This window comes from Reyranella sp. (assembly GCF_965229815.1).
Classification (GTDB): domain Bacteria; phylum Pseudomonadota; class Alphaproteobacteria; order Reyranellales; family Reyranellaceae; genus Reyranella.
Map to the genome: position 1 here is coordinate 2,031,034 of NZ_CBDDJN010000002.1, position 20,135 is coordinate 2,051,168.

Consider the following 20,135-nt stretch of genomic DNA (forward strand, 5'->3'; position numbering starts at 1 on the left):
GCGACGGCGCGCGTCTACCCCGGCTGTCCCCATCCGGAGCGGCTGCGACGCTGCTGGCGGTCGGGAATGCCGTCGTTGTTGCGGTCCTTGTCGTAGCGGTTGGGGATGCCGTCGCCGTCGCCGTCGCGGCGGCCCCAGGCTGCGCGCCGCTGCTGCGCCTGCTGGGTTCTGTACGAACTGCCGTAGTATCGAGACGGGGCCTGCTGTGGCGACGCCACTGGAACCGGCACGTATTGCACCGGCGCCGGCTGCGCGTACTGGATGGGCGCCGGTTGGGCGTAGCCCGGCGAGCCGAACAGGTTGCCGAGCACGCCGCCGGTCGAGCCGTAGCCGGGCTGGCCGTAGTAGCCGTTCGAAGAGCCGTAGTTCTGACCGTAGCCCGGATACGCGCCGTACGAGGTGCCCGGATAGCCAGTCATCTCGACGCACCCGGCTCCCGACGCGAGCACGCCCAGCGCCGCCAACCCTTTGACTTTGCGCATTGCCATTCTTCCACAAGGAAGGGGATGTTTCGAAGGTTCCTTCCGCATGCGGATACGATGTGGCTTCGGGCGGCGCCGCGGCGTGATGGCGGTGAAACGAGGGCACGAAAAACGGCTCCCGACCGAGGCCGGGAGCCGTTCTCTGATGCAATCGAAAAGCCGCTAGCGCTGGTAGCGATCCGAGACGCCGTCGCCGTTGGCGTCACGATCGTAGCGGTTGGGAACACCGTCGCGGTCGTAGTCGCCGCGCGCGCCGTAGCGGGAGGTCCGCTGCGGGGCATTGTAGCTGTCGTAGTAGCTGGCGTTCGGAGAGCGGTTGTAGGCGTAGCTGCTGCCCGTCGTGTAGTACGCCGTGTTGGCCGGCGCAACGTAGCGCCCGTTGTTGTAGTAGCCGCTGTTGTAGGCCGTGCTGGGATAGCCATAGGTCCCGGGATAACCGGTCTCGCCCGTGCAGGCTGCCGTCGTCGAGGCGACGAAGGCGGCGGCAACCAGCCACTTCACGTTCAGCATGTCATCCTCCTCAAGGGTGTGCCCACATCGGGCGTGCTGACCTAACGGGCTGGGTCGCCTTCGGTGTCGCGGGGCGCGAGGAAAAATCGCGGCGGAGGCGCGGCAACCGCTGCGCTGCCCGAGGCGTTTCGCGCGCTTCGATCTCCTCGTCGTCCCGACCGACAATGTGTGTTCGACAGGCCTAGAAGCTGTGGCGTGCCGCGGCCGTGGCGTATCCGACGCGGCGCGACGGCGGCACAGGGTGACGCCCCGCCACCCGCTCCAGCACCAGGCGGACATCGTCGCCGCTCTCGGCCCTGAGGGCGGAGTCGAGGAAGACCTGCTCCAGCACGTCCTGCTGGGCGTGGCTGCCGCCCAGGCGGAACATCTCGCCGATCACGGGGCGCATCGTGCGGAGCGCGTCGGCATGCCGGCCCTGGCCATGCGCCTGGACGGCCTCGCAGACCGGCAGCGCGACCTTGCCGACGAGGCGCTCGACGGTGCCGTTGCCGCGCGCGAAGGCGCGCATCGCCTCGAGCAGGCGCTCGCCCGCCGCCTCGCGACCGGTCGCCATCAGCGCCATCATCCAGTGCGGCAGCGTGAAGGCCGAGAGGCAGTCGCCGATGCGCGCCTCGGCCTTGTCGGCCAGCTCGACCCAGCGGTCGCCGACATCGACTCCCTGGCGCTGCAGGCGGAAGAGCATGGAGATGGCGTTCTGGACGTCGATGTACATGTCCGGCATCGCCTGGGTGAGCGGCGAGCCGAGGTCGCGGAAGCCGTGGTCGTAGAGCGATAGGACGTCGTCGAACTCGCGCCGCTCCAGGTGGAACATGGCGCGATGCCAGAACAGGTGGTGCTTGAGGTTGTTGGCGCCGCCCCATTTCGGTTCCAGCCGCTTCAGCCAGTCGATGCCTTCGACCCGGCGGCCCTGCATCTCGAGCACATGGGCGACGGCGTGGGCAGCCCACAGGTCGCCGGGGTCGACCTCGATGGCGAGCCGTCCCGCCCCCTCCGCCAGCGTGTAGTTGCCCGCCTCCTCGTGGGCGAAGGCGCGACAGGCCAGCACCATGCCCCAGCCGGCGAGCTCGTCGCTCCAGTGCGGGAAGACCCGCTCGACCGCCGCCTGCATGGCCGCCGGCCGGCCCAGCCAGAAGGCGTTGAAGTGGTGCAGGCGGAAAGCCAGCACGTCGTGCGGATGCTCGGCGCAGATCGTCTCCCAGAGGTCGAGCATGCGGTCGAGGTCGCCGTCGACCCAGCGCGACAGCGCCTCGACATGGGCGGCCTCTCGGGTCGTCGTGCGCCGCGAATGGCTGCGCGCCTCGGCCAGCGCCTCGGCCGCAGCTCCCACGTTGGCCCGATTGTAGGACAGCATCGCGAAGTAGCCGCGCAGCACGTGGGCCATGGCGAAATTGCCGTCGGCCTTGAGCGCCGCCGCCAGATGGCGGGCGGCGTCGGTCCGGTACTTGAGATAGGCCATCACGGCACGGTCGTAGGCGTCTACGGCCGTGCCGGAATCGGTCGAAAGGGTGAGGCCGTGCAGATCCTTGTGCATGATCCTCTCCTCGAGAGGTGGGGTCAGAGCGCTCCCGGGGCGGGCCCGCGCGTCGGCTTGGCGTTGAGCTTGGGCGGATGCGTGACGATCGACTTCAGGTCGGGCCGGGCCTTGCGCAGCTTGGCGATGTCCGGCAGCGGCCGGGCGAGGCCGGGGATCGCCTTGAAGGCCTGTTCCATCGCATGCGCGGCCCCCAGCACCTCGCCGTCGCCGCGGAAGCGGCCGATCACCTGCAGGCCGAACGGCATCTTCCTGTGGTCGAGGCCGCAGGGCAGCGACACGGCCGGGTTCGAGGTCAGGGTGACGAAGTACTTCGTCGCCATCCAGTGGTAGTAGTTGCGCAGCTTCTTGCCATCCATCTCGTCGATGTAGAGCTGCTTCCACGGGAAGGGCGTGAACCCGACGGTGGGACCGATCACCAAGTCGTAGTCCTTGTAGATCTCCTGGAAGGCGCGGAAGATCCGCGTCTGCTCGCCATGGGCCCAGGCGAAGTCGGCGAGCGAGAGCTTGGCGCCGATCTCGTAGTTGGCCACGATGTTGGGCCCGAGCATCTCGCGATTCTTGGTGTAGGCCTCCTGGTAGCGCGACAGGAAGCTGACCGCACGGATGACGTCGAAGCACCGGTCCGCTCCGCCATAGTCGACCTCGACCTTGTCGAGGCTGCGGAACAGCGGCTTCATCGCCTTGATGCGCGAGCGGAAGGTTTCGCGAATGCCCTTCTCGACCGGTGCGCCGCCGAAATCCTCCGTGTAGGCGACGCGCAGGCTGCCGAGATCGACCGGCCAGGGCTCGGCATAGGCGTCGGGCTCGAGCGGGAAGGAGAGCGGATCGGAATCGTGCTGGCCGACCTGCGTGGCGTAGAGCAGGCAGGTATCGGCCACGGAGCGGCCCATCGGGCCCAGCACCGAGATCGGCGTCCAGCCCATCGCGCGGCGTTCGACGGCGACCATGCCGGGCGAGGGCCGGAAGCCCACGATGCCGCAGAATGCCGCGGGATTGCGCAGGCTGCCGCCGGTGTCGGACCCGGTGCAGACGGGAAGCATGTCGGTGGCCAGCGCCACTGCCGAGCCGCCCGACGAGCCGCCGGGGTTGAGCGAGGGGTTGAACGGATTGCCGGTGGCGCCCCAGACCGGGTTGCGGCTGTTGGAGCCGGCGCCGAACTCGGGGACGTTGGTCTTGCCGACGACGACGGCGCCCGCGGCGCGAACGCGCCCGACCATGACGTTGTCGTAGGTCGGCACGTAGTCGCGATAGAGCGGCGAGCCGTAGGTGGTGAGGAGGTCCTTGGTCTCCTCGAGGTCCTTGATGCCGGTCGGCAGGCCGTGCAGCAGCGGCAGGTCCTCGCCGCGGCGCACCGCGGTCTCCGCGGCCTTGGCTTCCTGTCGCGCGCGCTTCACCGACATCGCCGTCACGGCGTTGACGGCCGGATTCACCGCATCGATGCGGTCGAGGCAGGCTTCCAGCAATTCGACCGGCGAAATTTCCTTGGTGCCGATGCGGCGGCGCAGTTCGACGGCGCTGAGCGAGACGAGTTCTTCTTTCGACATTCTTCCCCCGAGGTGGGCGGGAAGCTTAGAGCACATTTCGCCCGGCGGGTATTGTCCCGCCCACCGCCGGCGTGCCGTGCGCCATCGACGCGGCTCCGCCCTTTCCGTTTGGCCGGCGGAAGGGCACGATGGCGGCAGGAGGAAACGACATGGCGCATGCGCTGCGAGAGAAGGCCGCGATCAGCGGCATCGGCGAGACCGCCTATACGCGCGGCACGGCCAAGAGCGGCCTGGCCCTGCAGCTCGAGGCCAGCCTTGCCGCGATCGCCGACGCGGGCCTCGACCCGCGCGACATCGACGGCGTGGTGCCGTACTTCCCGGGCGCCGGGATCGCCGAGGACTTCATCGCCAATCTCGGCCTGCCCGATCTCGCATTGTCGGTCTTCGTGCCGATGGGTGGCGCCACCTGCGTTGCGGCGATCCAGACGGCGGCGATGGCGGTGGCGACCGGCGTCTGCCGCAACGTCCTGATCTCGGTCGGCCGAACCGGCTATTCCGGCGCGCGCGTCAGCACCCGCCTGCAGCAGTTCCCGCAGTTCGCGCTGGCGGCGGAATTCGAAGCGCCGATCGGCATGTTCGCGCCGGCGCAGCTCTACGCCCAGGGCGCCCGCCGGCACATGGAGCTCTACGGGACCACCTCCCGGCACTTCGCCGAGGTCGCCGTGGTGACGCGCGAGCATGCGATCCTCAACGGCAACGTGGTGATGAACAAGCCGCTCACCGTCGAGGAGCACCACGCCTCGCGCCTGATCGCCGATCCCTTCCGGCTGTTCGACTGCAGCCTCGAGAGCGACGGCGGCGCCGCCATCATCGTGAGCGCCGCCGACCGGGCCCGCGATCTCAGGCAGCCGCTGGTCACCGTGATGGGCGTGGCCGAGGGCCATCCCGAATCGCCGGCCTCGATCGCCCAGCGTCCCGACCTGCTGGAGTTCGGCCTCGCCCGTGCCGCGCCGCGCGCCTGGGCCATGGCAGGCGTCGGGCCGAAGGACATCGATGTCGCCGAGATCTACGACTGCTTCACCTTCACGGTGATCAACCAGCTCGAGCTGCTGGGCTTCTGCAAGAAGGGAGAGGGTGGGCCGTTCGTCATGGACGGCCGCATCCGCCTCGGCGGCGACCTGCCCATCAACACCCATGGCGGCCTGCTGAGCCAGGGCCACGTCGTGGGCCTCAATCACGTGATCGAGCTGACGCGCCAGCTGCGCCGGTCGGCGGGCAAGGCGCAGGTGAAGGATGCGGAGGTCGGCCTCGTCACCGGCTACGGCGACATGGGCGACGGCTCGATCGCCATCCTGCGGAGGGCGGCATGAGCGCTTCCGTCGCCCCGCCGCCGGCACCCGAGCGGCCGCTGCCGACACCGACGCGCGAGAGCCAGCCCTACTGGGACGGGCTGCGCGAGGGCCGGCTGATGCTCCAGCACTGCGCCCGGTGCGACAAGATCCGGCACTATCCGCGGCCGGTCTGCCCGCACTGCTTCTCGATGGAGAGCAGCTTCAAGGAGGCGCCGACCGGCGGGAAGATCCACGCCTGGACGGTCTGCCACCATCCGTTCAACTTCTTCTTCAAGGCCTCGGCGCCCTACATCGTGGCGCTGGTCGACATGGACGCCGGCGTGCGCGTGAACGCGCCGTTGCACGGCGTGGCCGAGTCCGACCTCGCGATCGGCAAGCGCGTGAAGCTGGGCTTCGAGCCGGTCACGCAAGAGGCGACCCTGCCGTTCTTCACCGCCGAATGACGCTCACAGCGCCTTCCGGAAGGTGAGGTTGTAGCGGCGGCGTCCGGTCAGCGGATGCTCGCCGTCCTTGAGCGCCGCCACGCCATGGAAGGCGAGGCGCGAGGGGCCGCCCCAGACGACGACGTCGCCGTGCTGCAGCGGCACCTTCGTCGGCCGGTCGGAGCGCTTCAGTCCGCCGAACTGGAAGGTGGCCGGAAGGCCGAGCGACACCGACACGACGGGATGGGCGTAGTTGCGCTCGTCCTTGTCCTGGTGCAGCGACAGGCGGGTGCCCGGCTCGTAGCGATTGACCAGGCAGGCCTCGGGCGCGAAGCCGTCGAACCCCGCCTCGCGCGCGGCCTCGCGCGCCAGCGTGGCGAAGACCTCCGGCATGTCGGGCCACGGCGTGCCGGTCTCCGGGTCGTTCGGGTCGTAGCGATAGCCCGACCGGTCGGTGACCCAGCCGACGCGGCCGCAGTTCGTCATCGCCACCGACATCTGGAAGCCGCCCGGCGTCACCATCCGGCGGAACGGGGAGCGGGCGGCGATCGTCTCGATCGCGGCCAGCAGCGCATGCTGGTGGGCCAGGGCGCGGCCGTGCAGGAGCACGGCGCCCTCGCCGATCTCCTGGCGGCCTTCCGGCGGGAAAAGGTCGAGCATCGCGCCTTCAATATGGCCGCCACGCCCCGAATTCCAATCCGCTACCGGAACGCCGGCAACCGGGCGGGTCGCTAGGGTATGCCATCGATCCACCAAGGAGACGGCAATGACCCAGACGATCCGATACGGCGGGGGCGGCAGTTCCCTCGGTCCCTTCCTCGCGGCCGTGTCCGGTCGCGGCCTGGCCTTCCTGGCCTTCGATGCGGACCGCGCCACGCTCGCCGCCCGTTTCCCCGGCGCCGAGCTGGTCGAGGATGCCGACGGCCTTCGCGAGGCGATCGCCGAGCTGGGCTCCCTGATCGACGGATCAGGCGGGACCTGCCGGTTGCCGCTCGACCTGCAGGGCAGCGACTTCGAGCGCCGGGTCTGGCAGGCCCTGCGCGACGTGCCGGCGGGCACGACCGCGACCTACGGCGAGATCGCGGCCCGCCTCGGCGTTCCCCGCCAGGCGCGCGAGGTCGGCGAGGCCTGCGCCGCCAACACCCTGGCGGTGGTCGTTCCCTGTCACCGCATCGTGAAGAAGGACGGCTCGATCTCGGGCTATCGATGGGGCGTGCGGCGCAAGCGCGAGCTGCTGGCGAGAGAACACAGCGCCCGTCTCTTGCGGCCCGTCGCCGCCGTCCCACATGGCACGGCAGCCTTCTAGCCAGATCGGAGACGCGTGATGAAGAGTTGGGCAGGTGTCGTCGTCGTTGCGGTGACGGTCGGAATCGCCGGGCAGGCCGCTGCCCAGTCGCCCGACACCGCCCGGGGCCAGCGCCTGTTCAACCAGCAATGTCGCGCCTGCCACACGCTGGAGAAGGGCGGCGCGAGCCCGGCCGGTCCCAACCTGCACGGCCTGTTCGGCCGCAAGGCCGGCACGGCCGAGGGCTACGAATTTTCCGAGGCGATGATCAAGTCGGGCATCGTCTGGGACGAGGAGACGGTCGCGGAGTACAGCCGCAATCCCAAGGGCAAGGTGCCGGGCACCAAGATGGTGTTCGCCGGCGTGCGCCCGCCGGCCCAGACTCCCGACCTGGTGGCCTACCTCAAGCAGGCAACGCAGTAGCGCTGTCGCGCGAGCGGACATAGACGCTCGCGCCCAGGACGAGGCCCGCCGCCAGGGCGCCGAAGGCCAGCCGGTAGGCGAGGTCCGTGCCGCCATAGGCCTCGACGATGTAGCCGACCATCGCCGGCAGGACGGTGAGGCCCAGGCACTGCGCCATGTTGACGGTGGTGACTCCGCGGCCGGCCAGCCGGTCGGGAAAGAGCGCGCGGCCCTGCGCCACGATCACGGTGCCGAAGGCGGCGAAGAAGCAGAGGGCCGTCAGCAGCACGATGGCGACGGCCAGCGGCGGATGCGGCCACAGCGCCAGCGCGGCGAGCAGCGACATCGAGAGCATCGCCCCGCCCAGGACGACCTTCTTGCGCGACCGCAGCAGCCGGTCCATCGGCCCGTAGGCCAGGATGCCGGCGATCTGCGCCAGCCCCATGGCCAGCAGCACGTTGCCGCGCTGGACCGCATCGAGCCCGTGGACGGCGTAGAGATAGGGGCCGCCCCAGACGCCCAGCACGGTCAGCATGGTGGCGTAGGCGAAGAAGTGCATGGCGAGCACCGGCCCGAGGCCGGGGGTGGTCCAGACCTCGACCAGGCCGGCGGCGACTTCGCGCAGGTTCTCGCGGCGCGCCGGCGGCGCGGGCCGGTCGGGCGGACGGTCGCGCACGACGGCGAAGAAGGAAACGGCCACGACGACGGTGACGGCGGCGAGCCCGACGAAGCCGTTGCGCCAGCCGATCGTGGCGGCGATCCAGGCGAGCGGCGTAGCGGCGGCCAGCGTGCCGATGTTGGAGGCGGCGAACACCCAGGAGAGCGCGGTGGCGAGCCGGGCCGGCTCGAACCAGCGCGAGCACAGGAAGACCACCGACATGAACGAGGCGGCGCAGCCGACCCCGACCACGGCGCGGCCGCCGATCAGGCCGGCGGCGTCGCGGGCGGTGGCGATCCACAGGGCGCCCAGCATCGCCACGAGCGACAGCGCCGCCACCGTGCGCCGCGCACCGTAGCGGTCGAACCACATCCCGACCGGCACCTGGACGGCGAACAGGGCGAAGAAGAAGGCGCTGCCGGCCCAGCCGAGCTCGCGCGCGCTGAGGCCGAGGTCGCGCGTCAGTTCCGGCGCGATCACGCTGTTGGAGACGCGATAGAACTGGCTGAGGCAGGTGACGGCGATCAGCAGGAGGAGGAGCGGCAATTTCGATGCCATGTCGGCAGAGCCGTAACACGGGTCGGTCGACACTGTCCTTCGGCGTGGACCGAAGCATCGCGTTCGGCCACGATGGCCCGCGACATGGCTTCCGCCGCCACCCCCAGACCCTCGCCGATCGCCTGGCTGCTGGCGCCGGCCGTCCTGCTGTTCGTGCTGTTCTTCGTGCTGCCGTTCGGCGTCATGGCCGCGATGTCGTTCTACTCGGGCAATCCCGCGAACAATCCCAACGCCTACCTGACGACGCGGCACTACGAGCGCTTCATCCTCGACAATGCCGGCATCTTCCACGATGCGCTCTGGTCGACGCTGCGCATCGGGCTGGTCACCACCGTCGTGGCGCTGCTGATCGGCTACCCGCTGGCCCACTGGATGGCGCGCATGCACTCGCGGCTGGGCCATGCCCTGGTGCTGATGGCGGTGATCGCGCCCATGCTGACCGGCATCGTGGTGCGCACCTTCGCCTGGATGACCATCCTGCAGGACAAGGGCGTCATCAACACGCTGCTGATCCAGTGGGGCGTGATCGAGAAGCCGCTGCCCCTGATGTACAACGAGTTCGGCACGGTGGTGGCCCTCGTGCACATCTACGTGCCCTTCATGGTGCTGACGCTGACCGGCGTGATCGGGCGCATCGACGAGCGGCTGGAGCAGGCCGCGCGCAGCCTGGGCGCCGGCCGGTTCCGCGCCTTCCTCGAGGTGACGCTGCCGCTCAGCCTGCCGGGCATCCTCGCCGGGTCGCTGCTGGTCTTCGCCCTGTCGATCAGCGCCTACGTCACGCCCTCGCTGATGGGCGGCACCGACGTGCTGACCCTGCCGATGCTGATCGCGCAGCAGGTCGGCACCAGCTTCAATCCCAACTTCGCGGGCGCGCTGGGCGTCATCCTGCTCTTGGTGTCGCTGATCATCGTGATCGCCTACAACCGGATCCTCGCCCGCCTGTCGGGCGAGCAGGGCCTGGCATGAGCGCGCCCCCGAACCGCCGGCCGTTCGACCCCGGCCGGGCCGCCTACCTGGCGCTGAACGGGCTGCTGCTGGCCTTCCTGCTGGCGCCGATCGCCATCATCCTGATCTTCGCGCTCAATCCGACGCCCTACATCTCCTTCCCGCCGGTCGGGGTGAGCCTGCGCTGGTTCGAGAAGTTCTTCGGCAATTCCGAGTTCATGGACGCGCTCGTCCTGTCGCTGTGGGTGGCGTGCTGCGTGCTCGTCCTGTCGGTCCTGGTGGGCGGCGCCTGCGCGCTCGCGCTGGCGCGCGGCAACCTGCCGGGGCGGTCGGCGCTGACGGCCTTCTTCATGTCGCCGCTGATGCTGCCGGCGATCCTGACCGGCCTCGCCCTGTTCCAGTCGTACCTGCTGGCGGGCGTCGGACGGCCGATCTGGGGCCTGATCCTCGCCCATACGCTGGTGGCGGTGCCCTACGTCATCCGGACGACGCTGGCGGTCCTGTACAATTTCGACCGCCGCATCGAGGAAGCCGCGTCCGTCCTGGGGGCCAGCCCGGTCCGCGTGTTCTTCGAGGTCACGCTGCCGCTCATACGGCCCGGCGTGTTCGCCGGCGGCGTCTTCGCCTTCATCGTCTCCTTCGACCAGTTTCCGGTGTCGCTGTTCCTGGTCGTCCCGAAGGGCGAGACCCTGCCGGTCGTGCTGTTCAACTACATGAAATTCGACCTCGACGGCGCCATCGCGGCGGCGTCGATGGTCTCGATCTTGCTCGCGCTCACCGTCGTGCTGGTGCTCGAACGGCTGATCGGGCTGAAGGCCTACGTCAAGCTCTGAGGGAAGACAGGAGGGGTTGCCATGGTTTCACGTCGTACAGTCCTGCGGGTGGGGGCCGGCGCCGCCACGATGCTCGCCGCGCCCGCGATTCTCCACGCCCAGACCAAGACGCTCAAGATCACGACCTGGGGCGGCAAGTGGGGCGAGATCATGAAGGGCACGGTGCTGCCGGCCTTCGAGAAGGAATTCAAGTGCACGGTCCAGGCCGACCAGGCCTTCCCGTTCGTTCCCAAGCTGCAGGCCAGCCCCAAGAACGACCCGCTCTACGACGTCCTGCACACCAACTCGAACGAGCAGTGGAACTGCGTCGTCGAGGGGCTGGTGATGCCCAAGATCACCGTCAAGGAAGTGCCCAACGTCGCCGACGTCTATCCCTATGCGGTGAGCGACAAGATCGTCGGCGTGTCGATCTTCACCAGCGCCATCGGCCTCGGCTACCGGACCGACAAGGGGCTCAGCAAGCCGACCTCGTGGAAGGACCTGGCCGACGCCAAGCTGGCCGGCGTGCGCGGCGGCTACATCATCCCGGTGAACAGCCTCGGCCAGTGCCACCTGATGATGCTGGGCAAGGTCTACGGCAAGGGCCTGCAGGACCTCGACGCCGCCTACAAGGCGCTGGAGGCGCTGAAGCCCATCAAGCTGGTCGATTTCACCGGCCAGATGGAGAAGATGCTGCTGTCGGGCGAGGTCATCGAGGGCGTCATCCACGATTCGGGCGTCTATCGCTACGACGGCCAGAACCAGCCGGTCGACTTCGCCAGCCCGTCCGAGGGCGTGCTGGCGCTGGAGCAGGTGCTGAACGTGACGCCGGGCTCCAAGGTCAAGGAGCTGGCCTTCGCCTACATCGACTACATGCTGCGGCCCGACGTGCAGAAGCTGCTGGCGGAAGGCGTCTGGTATTCGCCCTCGAACAAGAAGGTGAAGCTCGGACCGAAGTACGACGCCAAGCTGCTGACGACGGAGGCCAAGGTCGCCACGCTCATCCAGCCCGACTGGAAATGGTACAACGCGCGCAAGGAAGACATCGACGCGCGCGTGACCAAGATCCTGAAGGGCTGAAGACTGTCATCCCGAGGGCGAAGCCCGAGGGACCTTCCCGATCCGGAATGGTCCCTCGCTTCGCTCGGGATGACGATCATGCGCTCATGACCGCCGCCACCATCACGCTCGACAATGTCACCAAGACCTTCGACGGCCATGTCCTGGCCGTCGACGGCGTCACGCTCGAGATCGCGGCCGGCGAGTTCTTTTCGCTGCTCGGGCCGTCGGGCTGCGGCAAGACCACCTCGCTGCGCATGATCGCCGGCTTCGAGCGGCCGGACTCCGGCCGGGTGCATGTCGCGGGCCGCGACATCACCGACGTCGCCGTGCACAAGCGCGACATGGGCATGGTCTTCCAGTCCTATGCGCTGTTCCCGCACCGCACCGTGGCCGAGAACGTCGCCTTCGGCCTGCGCATGCGCGACGTGCCCAAGGCCGAGATCGAGCGCCGCGTGGCCGCCGCCCTCGCCCAGGTGGCGCTCGGCGATCTCGCCGGCCGCAAGCCCGGCCAGCTCTCGGGCGGCCAGCAGCAGCGCGTGGCGCTCGCCCGCGCGCTCGTGGTCGAGCCGCCGGTGCTGCTGTGCGACGAGCCGCTGGGCGCGCTCGACCGCAAGCTGCGCCAGCAGATGCAGTTCGAGCTGAAGGAGCTGCAGAGGCGGCTGGGCGTCACCCTGGTCTTCGTCACCCACGACCAGGAGGAGGCGCTGGCGATGAGCGACCGCATCGCGGTGATGAACAACGGCCGCGTCGAGCAGGTCGGTGCGCCGACCGAGATCTACGAGCGGCCGCGCACGCGCTTCGTCGCCGACTTCATCGGCGAGATCAACATCCTCGAGGACGGCGGCACCCCCCGTGCCCTGCGACCCGAGAAGATCCGGCTGGTGGGCGAGGGCGCCCGGCTGACCGGCACCGTCGAGACCGCCAACTTCCTCGGCGGCTCGACGCTGCTGCGCGTCGCCGCCGCCGACGGCCGCTCCCTGCTGGTGCGCGAGACCCATGCCGGTGAGCGGGCGTCGCGCCGGCCGGGTGACGCGGTCGGCCTGGCGTGGAACGATGGCGACACCGTCGTCCTGGAGGGCTGAGCCCATGTCGAATGGCGTTTCCCCCGGCAAGCCCCGCACCCTCGGCATCGTCACGATCGGCCAGGCGCCGCGCGACGACATCGCCGCCCTGTTCGCCGCCCAGGCACCGGCCGGCACCCGCGTCGTGCTGCGCGGGGCGCTCGACGGTCTCTCGGACGCGGAGGTCGACCGGCTGACGCCGGAGAGCGGCGCGGACGCGCTCTACACCCGGCTGCGCGGCGACGGGAAGGGCGCCGGCCGCGATGTGCGGATCTCCAAGAAGGCCGTCATCGCGCGCTCGCCGGCCGCTCTCGCTGCGCTGCGCGGCGATGGCTGCGACGTGCTGGTCTATGCCTGCACCGGCGAGTTCCCGCCGATGGAGGGCGACGAGAACGTGCTGTTCCCGTCGCGCCTGCTGAACGGGCTGGCGGCCGGCCTGCTGCCGCGCGGACGGCTCGGCCTGCTGATCCCGCTGGCGGAGCAGGCGGAGAAGCTCGCCTCGAAATGGGCCCGGCCGGGGCTGGAGGTCGTGGCCGAGGCGCTGGCGCCCAGCGCCGGCGCCGGCGAGGCCGAGGCGGCGGCGGAGCGCCTCGCGGCGCGCAAACCCGATCTCGTGGCGATGGACTGCATGAGCTACACGCCCGAGACCAAGCGCTGGGTGAAGGAGCCGCTCGGCGTGCCGGCGCTGCTCGCCATCACCGCGACCGGCCGCGTCCTGCGCGAGATGCTCGACTGACGGACGGCCGTCGGGCGCGGCCGATGCATCGCCCACGCCGGACCGACGTGCTGGCGAGAGCGGCCTTGTCCCAGATCAAGGTCGGTGCCGGCCGGCCGTGTCAGCATGACCCCACGAGGGAGACGCCATGAGAGCCATTCTTGCCGCCGCCGTGCTCGCCCTGTCGTCGGCCGCCGCGTCCGGGCCGGCCGACGCCCAGGATGTCCTGCGCGGTCAGGCGCTGGCCGAGCGCTGGTGCGCCAACTGCCACGTCGTCACCCGGACGGCGGCGACGGCGCGCTCGGATGGCCTGCCGACCTTCCCAGCGCTGGCGGCGCGCAAGGACGTCACCGCGGCCACGCTCAAGGGCGCCATGAGCGCCAGCCACAGCCGCATGCCCGACCTTCAGCTCGGCGCACGCGACCAGGACGACCTGGTCGCCTATATCTTCAGCCTGCGCGGTCGCTGAGGATTACTTGACTCCGGCTGCCGCCCTGGACTGGCGGACGGCCAGGAGCAGCGCCGCGCCGAGGTCCGCCAGCAGCTTGCCGGTGGCCTCGTCGGTGAGCTTGCCGTCGGCGAAGCGGTTCTGCGCCTGGCCGATCATGACCTCGGGCTTGTTGACCGGCCGGCCGTCGAGGAACACCAGCGTCTGGCGCAGCTGGTACTGCGCCCGCGCCGTGCCGAGCACGCCGCCCGACGCGCCGAAGAGGGCCGTCGGCTTGGCGGCGAACGGCTGCGGCGTCATCCGCGACAGCCAGTCGATCGCATTCTTCAGCACGCCCGAGATGCCGTAATTGTACTCGGGGGAGACCAGCACGACGCCGTCGGCCTCGAGCATGGTCTTCTGCGCGGCCTGGACCTTGTCGGGAAATCCCTTGGCCTGGATGTCGGCATCGTAGAGCGGCCAGTCGCCGATTTCGATGGTCGACACGGTGACGCCGGCCGGCAGCCGCTCGATGAAGGCGTGAAGCGCCATGCGGTTGAACGATCCCTGGCGCAGGCTGCCGCAGAAGGCGGCAAGCTTGATTGGCTCGGACATTGCTCGGTTTCTCCCCGGTTACTTCGCTTTGTCAGCGTCTGCACGGACGGTTACATAGAAGGGCTTGGGGAGAGTTGGCAAACGTCATGCCGCTGCGCGATATCACTCTGGACGACATCGAATCGCTGGCCGTCGGCGCCTGGGTGCTGGGCACCGGCGGCGGCGGCAGCCCGTATCTCGGGCTGCTCAACATGCGGGCTCTCTACAAGGAGGGCCATCGCGTGCAGCTCATGCCCGCGGAGGAGCTCGCCGACGACGACTGGGTGGGCGCCGTGTCGAACATGGGCGCGCCGCTGGTCGGCCAGGAGCGCCTCACCGACAGCCGCACCATCGCTCGCGCGGTCGCACTGATGGAGGAGCATATCGGCGAGACGTTCCGCGGCATCATGGCGCTCGAGATCGGTGGCGGGAACTCGATCCAGCCATTGATGGCGGCGGCACATCTCGGCCGGCCGGTGATCGATTCCGACATGATGGGGCGGGCCTATCCCGAGGCGCAGATGACCTCGGTCGCGGTCGGCGACCTGCGGCCCTGTCCGCTGTCCTCGGTCGACGTGCGCGGCCTCGAATCCATCGTCGAGAGCGTGCCGACCTGGAAATGGATGGAACGGGTGAGCCGCAAGATCTGCGTCGAGTACGGCTCGATCGCCTCGACCTGCAAGGCGCCGCGCACCGGGGCCGAGGTCAAGAAATGGGGCATCCACGGCACGACCACCAAGGCGATCGCCATCGGCCACGCCGTGCGCGAGGCGCAGCGCCGGCACGAGGACCCCGTCGCGGCGATCCTGGCGGTCGAGCCGGGCAAGCTGCTCTACCGCGGCAAGGTGGTCGACGTGGAACGCCGCGCCACCGAAGGCTTCCTGCGCGGCCGCACCCGCTTCGACGGCGTCGACGACTGGCGCGGCGCGGCCATGGAGATCAACTTCCAGAACGAATGGATCGTGGCGTGGCTCGACGGCAAGCCGGTCGCCATGTCGCCCGACCTGATCTGCGTGGTCGATTCGGTGTCGGGCGAGGCGGTCGGCACCGAGACCATCCGCTACGGCCAGCGCGTCACCGTGATCGCCCTGCCGCCGCCGCCGGTCTTCCTGTCCGAGAAGGGGCTGGCCCATGTCGGCCCGCGGGCGTTCGGCTACGACATCCCCTTCAAGAGCGTGTTCGCGTGAAAGCTGTCCGGTGAAGATGCGCGAACTGTCGCTGGACGACATCGAATCGCTGGCCGTCGGCGCCTGGGTGCTGGGCACGGGCGGTGGCGGCAACCCCTACCTGCCGCTGCTCAACATGCGCGCGCTCTACAAGGAAGGCCGCCGCGTCCGGCTGATGGACGCCGCCGACCTCGCCGACGACGACTGGGTCGGCACGGTCGCCAACATGGGCGCGCCGCTGGTCGGGCAGGAGCGGCTGACCGACAGCCTGACGCTCGCGCGCGCGGTGTCGGTGATGGAGCGCCATCTCGGGCGGCGATTCCAGGCGCTGATGAGCATGGAGATCGGCGGCGCCAACGGCGTGCGGCCGTTCATGGCGGCCGCCCATCTCGACCGGCCGGTGGTCGATTCGGACACGATGGGGCGGGCCTATCCGGAGGCCCAGATGACCTCGGTGTCGGTCGGCGGCCTCGTGCCCTATCCCCTGACGGCAGTCGACGTGCGCGGCTTCGAATCCATCGTGCACAGGGTGCCGACCTGGAAGTGGCTGGAGCGCGTCGCCCGCAAGATCTGCGTCGAGTACGGCTCGGTCGCCGCCACCTGCCAGCCGCCGCGCACCGGCGCCGAGGTGAAGCAGTGGGGCATCCACGGCACGACCACCAAGGCCATCGCCATCGGCCGGGCGGTGCGCGACGCCCAGCGCCGGCACGAGGATCCGATCGCCGCGCTCCTGTCGGTCGAGCCGGGCAAGCGCCTGTTCACGGGCAAGGTGCTCGACGTGGCGCGCCGCGCCACCGAGGGTTTCCTGCGCGGCGTCGTGCGGCTCGACGGGCTCGACGACTGCCGCGGCTCGGCGATGAGCATCAACTTCCAGAACGAATGGGTGGTGGCCTGGCGCGACGAGCAGCCGCTCGCCATGACGCCGGACCTGATCTGCGTTCTCGACTCGGTATCCGGCGAGGCGGTCGGCAGCGAGACGATCCGCTATGGCCAGCGCGTCACGGTGATCGCCCTGCCGCCGCCCGCCGTGTTCCTTTCGCCGCGCGGCCTCGAGTTCGTCGGTCCGCGCGCCTTCGGCTACGACATCGATTTCAGGAGCGTGTTCGACGCATGAGACGCATCGGCATTGACGTGGGCGGCACCAACACCGACGCCGTCCTCATCGAGGAGGGCAAGGTGGTGCGCGCCGTGAAGGCGCCGACCAGCGAGGATGTCACGACCGGCATCCTGCAGTCGCTGAAGAGCCTCGGCTCGACCGGCGTGCTCGAGGGCAAGCGCATCGACGGCGTGATGATCGGCACCACGCACTTCATCAACGCCGTCGTGCAGCGCCGCCACCTCACCAAGGTCGCCGCCCTGCGGCTCGGCATGCCGGCCTCGGCGTCCCTGCCGCCGTTCTGCGACTGGCCCGATGACCTCGCCGAGATCGTGAGTGGCGGCGTCTGGATGGTCGAGGGCGGCCACGAATACGACGGCCGGCCCTTCATGCCCCTCGACGAGGCGGCCGTGACGCAGGCGGCCCGTGAGATGAAGGCGAAGGGTCTGAGGTCGGTCGCGATCTCGGCGATCTTCTCGCCCCTCGACCCGGGCCACGAGAAGCGCGCGGCCGAGCTCGTCGCCGCCGAGCTGCCCGGGGCGGAGATCACCTGCTCGTCGGACCTCGGGCGCATCGGCCTGCTGGAGCGCGAGAATGCCGGCCTGCTGAACGCGGCCCTGGCCGACCTGGCGCGCGACACGATCGCGGCGTTCGAGAAGGCGATCGCCGATTCGGGCATCGCCGCGCCGCTGTTCATCACCCAGAACGACGGCACGGTGGCGGAAGCGTCCCAGGCCCGCCGTCTGCCGGTCTATTCCTTCGCCTCCGGCGCCACCAACTCGATGCGCGGCGCGGCCTACCTGTCGGGCCTGTCGGACGCCATGGTCATCGACGTCGGCGGGACGACCACCGACGTCGGCCAGCTCAAGAACGGCTTCCCGCGCGAGGCCAACTCGGTCGTCAAGGTGGGCGGGGTGCGCACGCTCTTCCGCATGCCCGACCTGCTGTCGATCGGCCTCGGCGGGGGCAGCCACGTCTCCCTCGATCCGCTGACGATCGGGCCGCTGTCGGTCGGCTATCGCCTGCTCAAGGAGGGCATCGCCTTCGGCGGCAGCCAGCTCACCACGACCGACGTCGCGATCGCCGCCGGCCGGCTGGCGATCGGCGACACGGCCCGGGTCGCGCATCTCGACGCCGCCACCTGCGACAAGGTCTTCGCCGAGGCCGCCCGCATGGCCGACGAGGCGATCGATCGCATGAAGACGGAGGCAGGCGACGTGCCGCTGATCGCCGTCGGCGGCGGCGCCTTCCTGGTGCCCGACACGCTGCCGGGCGTGTCCCAAGTGATCCATGTCGAGCACGGCGATTGCGCCAATGCCGTCGGCGCCGCCATCGCCCAGGTTTCGGGCGAGTGCGACCAGATCTTCCGGGACATGACGCGCACCGACGCCATCGCCGCCGCCCAGGGCATCGCCAACGACCGCGCCGTCGCGGCCGGTGCCGACCGCCGGACGCTGGCGACGATCGAGACGGAGGACATGCCGATCGCCTACCTGCCCGGCAACTCGGTGCGGGTCAGGGTGCGCGTCGTCGGCGACGTCGGGGCGAGCTGAGGCGGGTGATCATGGTTCCACTGGGCGCGCAGGTGCTGTCGGCGCAGTCATGATAAAATGACCGAAGTGGCCAAAAATAAACTGTAGTTATTGACGTCCCGGATTGTGCCGGCATGGGCATCCTTCTTGGTCTTGAAGGTCTCCCCCTCGCTCCTTTCGCGATGCTTGGCGACGCCTTTCGTGCGTTAGAAAAAGGCCACAATGCTGTCGATGCTGGGTTGTATGGGCTCTTCGGCGCTCGCCCGGGAGGTCGATAGCATGGGTTGGAAAGAGTTGGTGGCAGCGGCCAGGTCTCGGCCCTATGCCACTGGCGCTCTGATGGGCTTGCCGCTGTCGGTTGCGGTCACGATGCTCTTCGTGAATCAGCATCCCCTGGGCTTGTTGTTCATCGCGCTGTGGGTGGTCTTCAGCTCGTGTTGGTTTCGCAGCCCCATATACCGGATGATCGTGGTCGCGTGGTTTGTCAGTACGATGCTCGCGCTCACCTTCTGGGGATATGTTTTGCCAAACTGGCATTGAAATTCCTCCATGGCGCCTGGCGCGGAGGGGACCTGTCCGCATTTCCAACCTTGGGCAATCAGTCAATAGCGGTCTCGGCGCGGAGACGGAGACCTGCTAGAGCGTGATGTCGCCGGTTGCGGGAGGGCATGAGGAGATTGGCTGTTTCCAGTCAATCCCATCATGCTTTAGGGTGACTGCGCATGAACGAGAGATAGTGATGAAGCGATTCGCCGTCGGTCTTGGCCTCAGTCTTCTGGCCGCCTCTGCCTCTGCCCAGCCCGTCGGGCAGAACCAGCCGCCCGACCAGTGGGTGATGAACTGCAACTACGAGAAGGGCAAGGACTGCACGGTCTCGGCCATGATCGACGGCGGTCCGAACAACCTCTTGGGCACATTCCTGATCGTCAGCTACTCGGTGGCCTACACGACGCTCACCGTCGCGGTCGACGGGATCGGCCAGCGCGCCAGCATCCAGGTCGACAGCTGGCCCTTCGTCTCGACCACGATCTGCACCGGCGGCGCCTGCTCCTTCGAGCAGGGGCGCTCGGCCGAGCTGCTGAAGGAGTTCCTGCGGGGGTCGCAGGTCACGGTGCAGGTCTCGACGCGCGAGGACGTGGTGGTCGGCCCGCTGCAGAACACGCTCAAGGGCTTCGCGGAAGCCTATCAGCAGGCCGTGGCGGCCCAGAAGCGCTGACGCACGCCCCCCCCCCCCCCCGGCGAGGCCCTACTCGGCCTCGCCGTGCTTCAGCTTGTCGATGTCGATGATGCGGATCTGGCGCCGCCGCACCTCGATGATGTTCTCGGATTCGAGCCGGTTGAATTCCCGCGTCACCGCCTCGCGATGGGAGCCGATTCGGGCCGCCAGCTCGTAGTGGGTCGGCGCCGGCCGGATCACGATCCCGTTGCGGAAGGCGGTGCCTTCCGTCGAGAGGCGCAGCAGCTCGCGCCGCACGCGCTCGCGGACCGCCAGCGCGCTCACTTCGAAGACCCGCTCGGACATCGCCCTGATCTTGCCGACCAGGACCTCGATCAGCCGCGAGGCGATTGTCCCGTTGCCCTTGAGGAGCTCGAAGAAGCGCCCGGCCGACATGGTGGCGACGACGCAATCCGAAAGGGCCAGGACGCTGGCCGAGCGGGGAAGCTGGTCGACCGCCGAGAACTCGCCGAACATCTGGCCGGCCGACATCTCGGTGAAGATGACCTCGCGGCCGCCTTCGGTGAAGCTGCTGACCCGCACCGTGCCGGACAGGATGAAGAACACGTCCGTCGTGCGGTCTTCCTGGCTCAGCACCTCGGCCTGCTTGGTGCAGCTGCGGATGTTGCACAGGGCGGCGATGCGCGAAAGTTCCGCATCGTCCAGGTCCCTGAACAGCGCAATCGTCCGCAACTGGTCGATATGTCGGTTGTCGACGGCCAAAAGGCGCCTCCGGGACGCATTGAGGTGCAAGGAACCGCATTTGCCGGGGTCGTGCAACGTCCATCTGGAGCCGGCGCGACCTTTTGGGCGCGCCGGTCG

The 20,135-nt window shown here is 69.3% G+C and carries 23 protein-coding genes; 15 read left to right on the plus strand and 8 right to left on the minus strand.

Features of this window, described 5'->3' with window-relative positions; genetic code table 11:
• Positions 1-14: 14 nt before the first annotated feature.
• From ACO073_RS10200 to ACO073_RS10215, 4 genes are all read right to left on the minus strand, one after another.
• Positions 15-482, minus strand: a complete 468-nt coding sequence (locus tag ACO073_RS10200) for a thrombospondin type 3 repeat-containing protein (protein ID WP_421997153.1) — start codon at positions 480-482, stop codon at positions 15-17.
• Between the two features lie 162 nt (positions 483-644).
• The gene (locus ACO073_RS10205; RefSeq protein WP_421997154.1) at positions 645-992 is read right to left on the minus strand and encodes a hypothetical protein; all 348 of its coding nucleotides are present in this window, start codon (positions 990-992) and stop codon (positions 645-647) included.
• A 181-nt stretch (positions 993-1,173) separates the two neighbouring features.
• On the minus strand, positions 1,174-2,523 hold the full coding sequence (locus tag ACO073_RS10210) for a tetratricopeptide repeat protein (RefSeq protein ID WP_421997156.1): 1,350 nt from the start codon (positions 2,521-2,523) through the stop codon (positions 1,174-1,176).
• Between the two features lie 23 nt (positions 2,524-2,546).
• Positions 2,547-4,070, minus strand: coding sequence for an amidase (locus tag ACO073_RS10215; RefSeq protein ID WP_421997157.1), 1,524 nt, complete (start codon positions 4,068-4,070; stop codon positions 2,547-2,549).
• A 149-nt stretch (positions 4,071-4,219) separates the two neighbouring features.
• On the opposite strand from ACO073_RS10215, the gene ACO073_RS10220 reads away from it, so the two are divergent.
• Both ACO073_RS10220 and ACO073_RS10225 read left to right on the plus strand, forming a co-directional pair.
• Positions 4,220-5,380: a thiolase C-terminal domain-containing protein gene (locus ACO073_RS10220; RefSeq protein ID WP_421997158.1), complete on the plus strand. Its 1,161-nt coding sequence runs from the start codon at positions 4,220-4,222 to the stop codon at positions 5,378-5,380.
• Complete coding sequence (locus ACO073_RS10225; RefSeq protein WP_421997160.1) at positions 5,377-5,805, plus strand: Zn-ribbon domain-containing OB-fold protein; 429 nt, start codon at positions 5,377-5,379, stop codon at positions 5,803-5,805. Before ACO073_RS10220 ends, ACO073_RS10225 begins: the two co-directional genes overlap by 4 nt.
• A 3-nt stretch (positions 5,806-5,808) precedes the next feature.
• On the opposite strand, the gene alkB is transcribed toward ACO073_RS10225, so the two are convergent.
• Positions 5,809-6,444, minus strand: a complete 636-nt coding sequence (gene alkB / locus ACO073_RS10230; protein ID WP_421997161.1) for a DNA oxidative demethylase AlkB — start codon at positions 6,442-6,444, stop codon at positions 5,809-5,811.
• A gap of 106 nt (positions 6,445-6,550) precedes the next feature.
• On the opposite strand from alkB, the gene ACO073_RS10235 reads away from it, so the two are divergent.
• Together ACO073_RS10235 and ACO073_RS10240 are read left to right on the plus strand one after the other, a co-directional pair.
• On the plus strand, positions 6,551-7,090 hold the full coding sequence (locus ACO073_RS10235; RefSeq protein WP_421997162.1) for a methylated-DNA--[protein]-cysteine S-methyltransferase: 540 nt from the start codon (positions 6,551-6,553) through the stop codon (positions 7,088-7,090).
• Positions 7,091-7,108: 18 nt separating this feature from the next.
• The gene (locus ACO073_RS10240; protein ID WP_421997164.1) at positions 7,109-7,492 is read left to right on the plus strand and encodes a c-type cytochrome; all 384 of its coding nucleotides are present in this window, start codon (positions 7,109-7,111) and stop codon (positions 7,490-7,492) included.
• Here the strand turns inward: ACO073_RS10240 and ACO073_RS10245 are convergent.
• Positions 7,473-8,687 carry an MFS transporter gene (locus ACO073_RS10245; protein ID WP_421997166.1) on the minus strand — a complete coding sequence of 405 codons (1,215 nt, stop codon included), beginning with the start codon at positions 8,685-8,687 and terminating at the stop codon, positions 7,473-7,475. The genes ACO073_RS10240 and ACO073_RS10245 overlap by 20 nt on opposite strands.
• 84 nt (positions 8,688-8,771) lie before the next feature.
• On the opposite strand from ACO073_RS10245, the gene ACO073_RS10250 reads away from it, so the two are divergent.
• The 6 genes from ACO073_RS10250 to ACO073_RS10275 all read left to right on the plus strand — a co-directional run bounded on the left by ACO073_RS10250 (position 8,772) and on the right by ACO073_RS10275 (position 13,751).
• The gene (locus ACO073_RS10250; RefSeq protein ID WP_421997167.1) at positions 8,772-9,653 is read left to right on the plus strand and encodes an ABC transporter permease; all 882 of its coding nucleotides are present in this window, start codon (positions 8,772-8,774) and stop codon (positions 9,651-9,653) included.
• Positions 9,650-10,465 carry an ABC transporter permease gene (locus tag ACO073_RS10255; RefSeq protein ID WP_421997169.1) on the plus strand — a complete coding sequence of 272 codons (816 nt, stop codon included), beginning with the start codon at positions 9,650-9,652 and terminating at the stop codon, positions 10,463-10,465. The genes ACO073_RS10250 and ACO073_RS10255 overlap by 4 nt, the downstream gene beginning before the upstream one ends.
• A 21-nt stretch (positions 10,466-10,486) precedes the next feature.
• Entirely contained in the window at positions 10,487-11,524 is a 1,038-nt protein-coding gene (locus tag ACO073_RS10260; protein WP_421997170.1) for an extracellular solute-binding protein, read from the plus strand.
• An 86-nt stretch (positions 11,525-11,610) separates the two neighbouring features.
• Positions 11,611-12,588 (plus strand): ABC transporter ATP-binding protein, encoded by a 978-nt coding sequence (locus ACO073_RS10265; protein ID WP_421997171.1) that lies wholly within the window; start codon positions 11,611-11,613, stop codon positions 12,586-12,588.
• A gap of 4 nt (positions 12,589-12,592) precedes the next feature.
• Complete coding sequence (locus ACO073_RS10270; RefSeq protein WP_421997172.1) at positions 12,593-13,303, plus strand: AroM family protein; 711 nt, start codon at positions 12,593-12,595, stop codon at positions 13,301-13,303.
• Positions 13,304-13,430: 127 nt separating this feature from the next.
• Entirely contained in the window at positions 13,431-13,751 is a 321-nt protein-coding gene (locus ACO073_RS10275; RefSeq protein WP_421997174.1) for a cytochrome c, read from the plus strand.
• A gap of 3 nt (positions 13,752-13,754) precedes the next feature.
• Here ACO073_RS10275 and ACO073_RS10280 read toward each other — a convergent pair whose 3' ends face one another.
• Positions 13,755-14,324 carry an NADPH-dependent FMN reductase gene (locus ACO073_RS10280; protein ID WP_421997176.1) on the minus strand — a complete coding sequence of 190 codons (570 nt, stop codon included), beginning with the start codon at positions 14,322-14,324 and terminating at the stop codon, positions 13,755-13,757.
• A gap of 86 nt (positions 14,325-14,410) precedes the next feature.
• Between ACO073_RS10280 and ACO073_RS10285 the strand changes: the two genes are divergently transcribed.
• The 5 genes from ACO073_RS10285 (at position 14,411) to ACO073_RS10305 (ending at position 19,313) form a co-directional block, all read left to right on the plus strand.
• A complete protein-coding gene (locus ACO073_RS10285; protein ID WP_421997177.1) occupies positions 14,411-15,490 on the plus strand; it encodes a DUF917 domain-containing protein in 1,080 nt (359 codons plus the stop codon).
• A gap of 16 nt (positions 15,491-15,506) precedes the next feature.
• Positions 15,507-16,583: a DUF917 domain-containing protein gene (locus ACO073_RS10290; protein ID WP_421997422.1), complete on the plus strand. Its 1,077-nt coding sequence runs from the start codon at positions 15,507-15,509 to the stop codon at positions 16,581-16,583.
• Positions 16,580-18,118 carry a hydantoinase/oxoprolinase N-terminal domain-containing protein gene (locus ACO073_RS10295; protein ID WP_421997178.1) on the plus strand — a complete coding sequence of 513 codons (1,539 nt, stop codon included), beginning with the start codon at positions 16,580-16,582 and terminating at the stop codon, positions 18,116-18,118. The genes ACO073_RS10290 and ACO073_RS10295 overlap by 4 nt, the downstream gene beginning before the upstream one ends.
• A gap of 201 nt (positions 18,119-18,319) precedes the next feature.
• On the plus strand, positions 18,320-18,637 hold the full coding sequence (locus ACO073_RS10300; RefSeq protein WP_421997179.1) for a hypothetical protein: 318 nt from the start codon (positions 18,320-18,322) through the stop codon (positions 18,635-18,637).
• 199 nt (positions 18,638-18,836) lie between these two features.
• On the plus strand, positions 18,837-19,313 hold the full coding sequence (locus ACO073_RS10305; protein ID WP_421997181.1) for an invasion associated locus B family protein: 477 nt from the start codon (positions 18,837-18,839) through the stop codon (positions 19,311-19,313).
• Positions 19,314-19,343: 30 nt separating this feature from the next.
• On the opposite strand, the gene ACO073_RS10310 is transcribed toward ACO073_RS10305, so the two are convergent.
• Positions 19,344-20,006, minus strand: a complete 663-nt coding sequence (locus ACO073_RS10310) for a Crp/Fnr family transcriptional regulator (RefSeq protein WP_421997183.1) — start codon at positions 20,004-20,006, stop codon at positions 19,344-19,346.
• Positions 20,007-20,135: the final 129 nt, after the last annotated feature.